5 protein-coding genes are annotated in these 6,514 nt (G+C 71.9%); 2 read left to right on the top strand and 3 right to left on the bottom strand.

The window, feature by feature from the left end:
- Both HLI28_RS07810 and HLI28_RS07805 read left to right on the top strand, forming a co-directional pair.
- Positions 1-1,092: dihydrolipoamide acetyltransferase family protein (locus HLI28_RS07810; RefSeq protein WP_171246954.1), on the top strand; the 1,092-nt coding region annotated here is incomplete at its 5' end.
- 88 nt (positions 1,093-1,180) lie between these two features.
- On the top strand, positions 1,181-3,220 hold the full coding sequence (locus HLI28_RS07805) for a cytochrome c oxidase assembly protein (protein WP_171246953.1): 2,040 nt from the start codon (positions 1,181-1,183) through the stop codon (positions 3,218-3,220).
- A gap of 25 nt (positions 3,221-3,245) precedes the next feature.
- Here HLI28_RS07805 and HLI28_RS07800 read toward each other — a convergent pair whose 3' ends face one another.
- From HLI28_RS07800 to HLI28_RS07790, 3 genes are all read right to left on the bottom strand, one after another.
- Entirely contained in the window at positions 3,246-4,139 is an 894-nt protein-coding gene (locus tag HLI28_RS07800; RefSeq protein ID WP_171246952.1) for a carbohydrate ABC transporter permease, read from the bottom strand.
- Entirely contained in the window at positions 4,136-5,038 is a 903-nt protein-coding gene (locus HLI28_RS07795) for a carbohydrate ABC transporter permease (RefSeq protein ID WP_171246951.1), read from the bottom strand. The genes HLI28_RS07800 and HLI28_RS07795 overlap by 4 nt, the downstream gene beginning before the upstream one ends.
- Before the next feature lie 73 nt (positions 5,039-5,111).
- Positions 5,112-6,386 carry an ABC transporter substrate-binding protein gene (locus HLI28_RS07790; protein ID WP_246246517.1) on the bottom strand — a complete coding sequence of 425 codons (1,275 nt, stop codon included), beginning with the start codon at positions 6,384-6,386 and terminating at the stop codon, positions 5,112-5,114.
- Positions 6,387-6,514 lie beyond the last annotated feature (128 nt).

The following is a 6,514-nucleotide window of genomic DNA, read 5'->3' as shown; positions in this document are numbered from 1 at the left end:
CGCGGGGGTGCGAGCACCGCCGCGGCGACCCCGCCGGCCCCGGCGGCGCCCCCGGAGGTCCGGCAGCCCGCGGCGGCCCCGCCGGCGCCCGAGACCCCCGCGGCGCCGTCCGGGCCGTCCCTCGACCGCGCGATGGTCAGCGTGCCCGCGGCATCGTCCCCGGCCGGCGCGCCGACCTCGACCCGTGCGCGGGTGCTCGCCAAACCTCCCGTGCGCAAGCTCGCCCGCGACCTCGGGGTCGACCTGGCCTCGGTCCGCCCCACGGGTCCCGGGGGGATCGTCACCCGCGAGGACGTCACCGCACACGCCGCGGCCGCCGCACCGCGACCCCTGGCCACGTCCCCCGGCGAGGACCGGCCCTGGACGGCCTCGGACGGCCTCTCCGACGACGGGCGCACCACCCGCGTGCCGGTGAGGTCCGTGCGCAAGCGCACCGCCGAGGCCATGGTGGCCAGCGCGTTCACCGCCCCGCACGTGACGGTCTTCCGCACGGTGGACGTCACGCGGACGATGAAGCTCGTCGAGCGGCTCAAGCGCGACCGCGACTTCGCCGACGTGCGGGTCACCCCGTTGCTGATCGCCGCCAAGGCGGCGCTGCTCGCCCTCCAGCGGCACCCGGAGGTCAACGCGAGCTGGGACGAGGCCGCCCAGGAGATCGTCTACCAGCACTACGTGAACCTGGGGATCGCCGCCGCGACCCCGCGCGGGCTCGTCGTGCCCAACGTCAAGGACGCCCACCGTCTCGAGCTGCTCGGGCTCGCGCAGGCGCTCGGCGAGCTCACCGCGACCGCCCGGGCCGGGCGCACGTCCCCGGCGGACATGGCCGACGGCACGTTCACGATCACGAACGTGGGGGTGTTCGGCATCGACACCGGGACGCCGATCCTCAACCCGGGCGAGTCCGGGATCCTCGCCGTCGGCGCCATCCGGCAGCAGCCGTGGGTGCACAAGGGCAAGATCAAGCCGCGCTGGGTCACCCAGCTCGCGCTGAGCTTCGACCACCGGCTCGTCGACGGCGAGCTCGGGGCGAGGTTCCTGTCCGACGTCGCCCGGGTGCTCGAGGACCCGGCGCAGGGTCTCGTCTGGGGCTGAGCGCGGCCCGTTCCCCAGGGTGTCCCGGGGCGAGCGTCACACCGTCGACGCGGCCGGAGCCCCGCGGGAGAGGCCTAGGCTGGACGGCGTGACAGCGCCCGCCCGCCCGACGAGTCGCCCCGCCCCGGCGTCGACGTCCGCGCGCCCGTGGTGGCTGGTCGCCGCCGGGCCGGGCGCCGTCGTCGTCGCCCTGCTCGCCCTGCTGGCCGCCGGCGCGTACTCGGGCGCCTTCGACCCGCTGGGGACGTTCAGCGACCCCGGGCCGGTGGTGCGGTGGGGCCTGCCCGCCGCGACCGTGGTCGCCGAGCTCGCGCTGTCGGTGACCGTCGGCGGGCTGTTCGCGGCGGCGTTCCTGCTGCCCCGGGGCCGGCACGCGGACCGCGTCCTGCTCGTGGCCGGCTGGGCGTCGAGCCTGTGGGCCGTCGCCGCCGTCGCCCAGCTCGTCCTCAACTACTCCTACGTCTCGACGATCTCCGTCACCGCCGACACCTTCGGGCAGGGGCTGTGGCAGTTCGCGCGGGACGTCGAGCTCGGCCAGATCGGGCTGTGGACGATCCTGCTGGCGGCCGTCACCTCCGCCCTCGCCCTCGGTGTGCGGGGACCGGTCGGAGCCCTGTGGACGGCCGTGCTGCCCGCCGCGGCGCTGGCGCTGCAGTCCACGACCGGGCACGCCGCCGGGGCGGTGAACCACGACCTGGCCGTCGGGGCGATGCTGCTCCATCTCGTCGGGGCGGCGCTGTGGGTCGGCGGCCTCGCGGCGCTGCTCGTCGTCGTGCTGACCCGGACCGGGCGTCGGCGGGACGACGACCGCGTCGCCGCCTCCGCGGTCGCCCGGTTCTCGCCCGTGGCCGCCTGGTGCTTCGTCCTCGTGGCCGCGTCCGGCCTGATGAGCGCGCTGATCCGCATGGAGCACCTCGACGACCTCGTCACCCGCTGGGGCGTCCTGCTGCAGGCCAAGGTGCTGCTGCTGCTGGCGCTCGGCGCGTTCGGGTGGGCGCACCGGCGCTGGGTCGTCGGGCGTCTCGCCGCCGACCCCGGCCGGGTGCGCCGGCTGTTCTGGCAGCTCCTCGCGGTCGAGCTCGCCACGATCGGGGCGGTCTCCGGCGTCGCCGTCGCGCTCGGGTCGACGGCACCGCCCGTGCCGGACGAGGAGATCGTCGACGCCTCGCCGGCCTTCCAGCTCACCGGCTACGCGCTGCCGCCCGAGAACACGGTGGGCAACTACTTCACGCAGTGGAGCTTCGACCCGCTCTTCGCCGTCGCCTGCGCCGCCGGCGCGCTGGTCTACGTCACCTGGGCCCTGCGCCTGCGCCGCCGCGGCGACCGCTGGCCGTTGGGGCGGACCATCTCCTGGTGCGCCGGCATGGTCGTCATGGTGTGGGTCACCAACGGCGGCCCGTCGGTGTACGGGCACGTGATCTTCTCCGGTCACATGACCCAGCACATGGTCCTGGCGATGGTCATCCCGCTGCTGCTCGTGCTGGCCGCGCCGGTGACCCTGCTGCTGCGGGCCGTCCCGCCGCGCAAGGACGGATCGCGCGGTCCGCGCGAGTGGGTGCTGGCGATCGTGCACTCCCGGTTCGGCAGCTTCGTGGCGAAGCCGGTCGTGGCCGCGGTCATCTTCGCCGGCGGCATGATCGCCTTCTACTTCACGCCGGTGTTCGGCTGGGCGCTGTCCAACCACGCGGGCCACGTGTGGATGATCATCCACTTCACCCTGGCCGGGTACCTGTTCGCCAACGCGCTCATCGGCATCGACCCCGGTCCGCAGCGCCCGCCGTACCCGCAGCGCCTGCTGCTGCTGTTCGCCACCATGGTGTTCCACGCCTTCTTCGGGGTCGTGCTCACCACCGGCACGTCGCTGCTCGTGGCGGACTGGTTCGGGAACATGGGGCGGCCGTGGGGGCTGTCCGCGATCGACGACCAGCAGCTCGGCGGGGCGATCGCCTGGGGGATCGGCGAGCTGCCGACGCTGGTGCTCGCCGTCGTCGTGGGCGTGCAGTGGGCCCGGTCCGACGAACGCGAGGCGCGCCGCAACGACCGCCGGGCCGAGCGGGACGACGACGCCGAGCTGCGGGCCTACAACCGCATGCTGGCCGACATGGCCGAGCGCGACGGGCGGGACTGACCACGCCGCCCCCGGGCCCGGTCGGTCAGCCCTTGACGGACCCGGACATGAGCCCGCCGACGAAGTACTTGCCGAGCAGGATGTACACCAGCAGGGGCGGCAGCGAGGCGAGGAGCGCGCCCGCCATGGAGACGCCGTAGTCCTGCAGCAGCGCACCGTTGGCCAGGTTGTTCAGGGCCAGGGTGACCGGGCCGTTCTGGCTCGAGGAGAAGAAGACGGCGAACAGGAAGTCGTTCCAGGCGTTGGTGAACTGCCAGATGAGCACCACGACGAAGCTCGGCACCGAGATCGGCAGGATGATCGACCAGTAGGTGCGCAGCATCCCCGCGCCGTCGACGCGTCCGGCCTCGACCAGCTCGTGCGGGACGGTCTGGTAGTAGTTCCGGAAGATGAGCGTCGTGATCGGTATGCCGTAGATGACGTGCAGGATGATCAGCGACGGGACGCCGCTGGGGATGCCCGCCCCGAGCATCAGCTCCAGCAGCGGGATCATCACCGCCTGGTACGGGATGAACATGCCGAACAGGATCAGCGTGAACACGACGTCGGCGCCGCGGAACGACCAGCGCGACAGCACGAAGCCGTTCATCGACCCCAGCATCGCCGAGATGATCGCCGCCGGGATCACCATCTGGAACGTGCGCCAGATCGCCGGTGAGAGGGCGTTCCAGGCGCCGCGCCAGTTGTCGAGGGTCCAGTCGGTGGGCAGGTTCCAGGCACGGCTCGGCGAGGCGTCGCCGGCACCCTTGAAGCTCGTCACGAACAGCACGTAGACGGGGATCAGCACGATGAGCACGAACAGGATCATCGCCGCGTACTTGGCGGTGCGGCCCACGGTGAACCTGTTGCGCGCGGTGTCGTCCCGGAGCTCGACGGGTTCGCCCGTGACCCCCGGCGGCGTGGAGACGTGGGTGCTCATCGCTTCTCCGCCTGATGGGTCCGGACCAGGTAGGGCACGACGACCAGCGCCACGATGACGAGCAGGATCGTCCCCACGGCGGCCGCGTCGGCGTAGTTGAAGCTCGACTTGAACACGTACATGTCCACGGCCGGCACCTTGGTCTGGTAGTTCGCCGGTTTCGAGATCGACATGATGAGGTCGAACGACTTCAACGACATGTGGCCGATGATGATCAGCGCGGACAGCGCGATCGGCGAGAGCTGCGGGAACAGCACCAGCCGGTAGACCTTCCACTCGCTGGCGCCGTCCACGCGGGCCGCCTCGCGCAGCTCCTCGGGGATGCCCCGGAAGCCGGCGAGGAACAGCGCCATCACGTAGCCGGACAGCTGCCAGATCGCCGGCAGCGCGATCGCCGTGATCCCGAAGGTGATGTTGTTCCACCAGTTGTTCTGCAGGAAGTCGAGCCCGATCATCTGGAACAGCCGGTTGAGACCGCTCGCGCTCTCCCCCTGGTTCGAGTTCAGCAGCCACCGCCACACGACGCCGGAGGCCACGAAGGACACCGCCATCGGGAACAGGTAGATCGAGCGGAAGAACCCCTCCCCGCGGTCGGGCCGGTCCAGCATCCAGGCCCAGCCGAAGCCCATGACCATGGTGCCGACGAGGAACACGACCGTGAACAGCACGAGGTTGGTCAACGAGTGCTGGAAGTCGTCGCTGCCCAGCAGGTCGATGTAGTTCTGGAACCAGACCGTCGTCACGGGCTCCTGGCCCGTGGCCTGCGCGGCCGTGTGGTTGTCCGTGATCGAGGTGTTGAAGTTCGCCGCGATGAGGCCGTAGACGAACACGCCCAGCAGGATCAGTGACGGGGCGAGCAGCAGGAGCGGGGCTCCGAGCCGTCGCAGGCGGTGTCTCATGCGTCCTCCGCGTCCTCCGGGCCGGGAGGGCGGGGGCCGGGCCGGTGCGGCCGCGACCCCCGCCCCGACGGCGTCACATGTTCGCCGCGGCGAGCTCCGACTGGAAGGTGGCCAGGTCGGAGGCCCCGGTCGTGAACTTGCTCGTCGCGTCGGAGATCGCGTTCAGGGTCGCGATCGGTGTCGCGGCGCCGTGCGCGAGGGAGGACACGATGGTGTCGTTCGCGAACGCCTCGACGGCGCTCTGCTGGTACTCGGAGAAGTCCGAGGTGTCGGCGTCCGTGCGGGCCGGGATGGATCCCTTGGCCTTGTTGAACGCCTCCTGGCCCTCGACCGAGCCGACCGTCTCCAGCCACGCCTTCGTGCCGTCGGGGTTGGGCGCGCCCACCGGCATGGTGAACGAGTCCGCGAGGAAGTCGAACTCCCCGTCGGTGCCCGGGACCGGGAAGTAGACGTAGTCGTCGGGCGACATCGCGCCGGCCTCCTGGAACGCGGCCTCGGCCCAGTCGCCCATGACGTTGAACCCGGCCTGGCCGTCGATGACCTGCTGGGTCGCGTCGGGCCAGTCCAGGCCGTCACGGTCGTCGTTGGTGTACCCCATGAGCTTCTCGAAGTCCTCCAGGGCGGCCGTCACCTCGGGGCCCTCCCAGTCGGTCGACCCGTCCCACAGGCCCGTGTAGGCCTCGGGGCCGAGCTCGGAGAGCAGCACGGTCTCCAGCAGGTGGACCTGCGTCCACGTCGTCGCGATGGACAGCGCCGTCTGGCCGCTCTCCTCGACGGCGTCGAGCGCCTCGTACCAGGCGTCGAGGTCGGCGTACTCGGCGGCGGGGTCGAGGCCGGCGTCCTCGAGCACCGTCGGGTTGGCCCACACCACGTTCGCCCGGTGGATGTTCGAGGGGATGGAGTAGATCGCGCCGTCCTCGGTGCTCAGGCGGTCGACCAGGTCGGCCGGGAACGCGTCGGTCAGGCCGAACTCGTCGTACAGGGCCGAGACGTCCTCGATCTGCGCGGCGTCGATGTAGTCCTGCAGCTCCGCACCGGCGTGCGCCTGGAACGTGTCCGGCGGGTCGCTGGCCTGCAGCCGGGACTGCAGGAGGTCCTTCGCCGCGGAGCCCGCGCCACCCGCCACGGCGCCGTTGACGAACGTGTAGTCCGGGTGCTGCTCCTCGAACACGCCCACGAGGGCGTCGAGCCCGGCCTTCTCCGAGCCGGCGGCCCACCAGGTGAAGACCTCGACCTCCCCGCCGCCGGACATCTCCTCGCCGGAGGTGCTCTCGTCCGAGCTGTCGTCGGAGCCGCCGCAGGCCGCCAGGCCCAGGGCGAGGACGGCGGCGCCCGCCGTCGCTGTCATGAGTCGTGCGCTACGCATTCTCCTCATCGCCTTCGGTGCGGTGCGAGGGGATCGAGGCCCGGGGCCACGACCAGGTGCGTCGGTGCACCCGTCATCCCCGATTTCAGAGAACGCTCGGCCTTCCCCGT

It is taken from the genome of Isoptericola sediminis (assembly GCF_013085345.1).
Taxonomy (GTDB): Bacteria; Actinomycetota; Actinomycetes; order Actinomycetales; family Cellulomonadaceae; genus Isoptericola; species Isoptericola sediminis.
This window is presented reverse-complemented; position numbering and strand designations above follow the sequence as displayed.

Excerpts from the sequence above, each read along its gene's own strand:
- HLI28_RS07800 (WP_171246952.1), bottom strand. The coding sequence starts at position 4,139 with ATGAGCACCCACGTCTCCACGCCGCCGGGGGTCACGGGCGAACCCGTC.
- HLI28_RS07795 (WP_171246951.1), bottom strand. The coding sequence starts at position 5,038 with ATGAGACACCGCCTGCGACGGCTCGGAGCCCCGCTCCTGCTGCTCGCC.
- HLI28_RS07790 (WP_246246517.1), bottom strand. The coding sequence starts at position 6,386 with ATGACAGCGACGGCGGGCGCCGCCGTCCTCGCCCTGGGCCTGGCGGCC.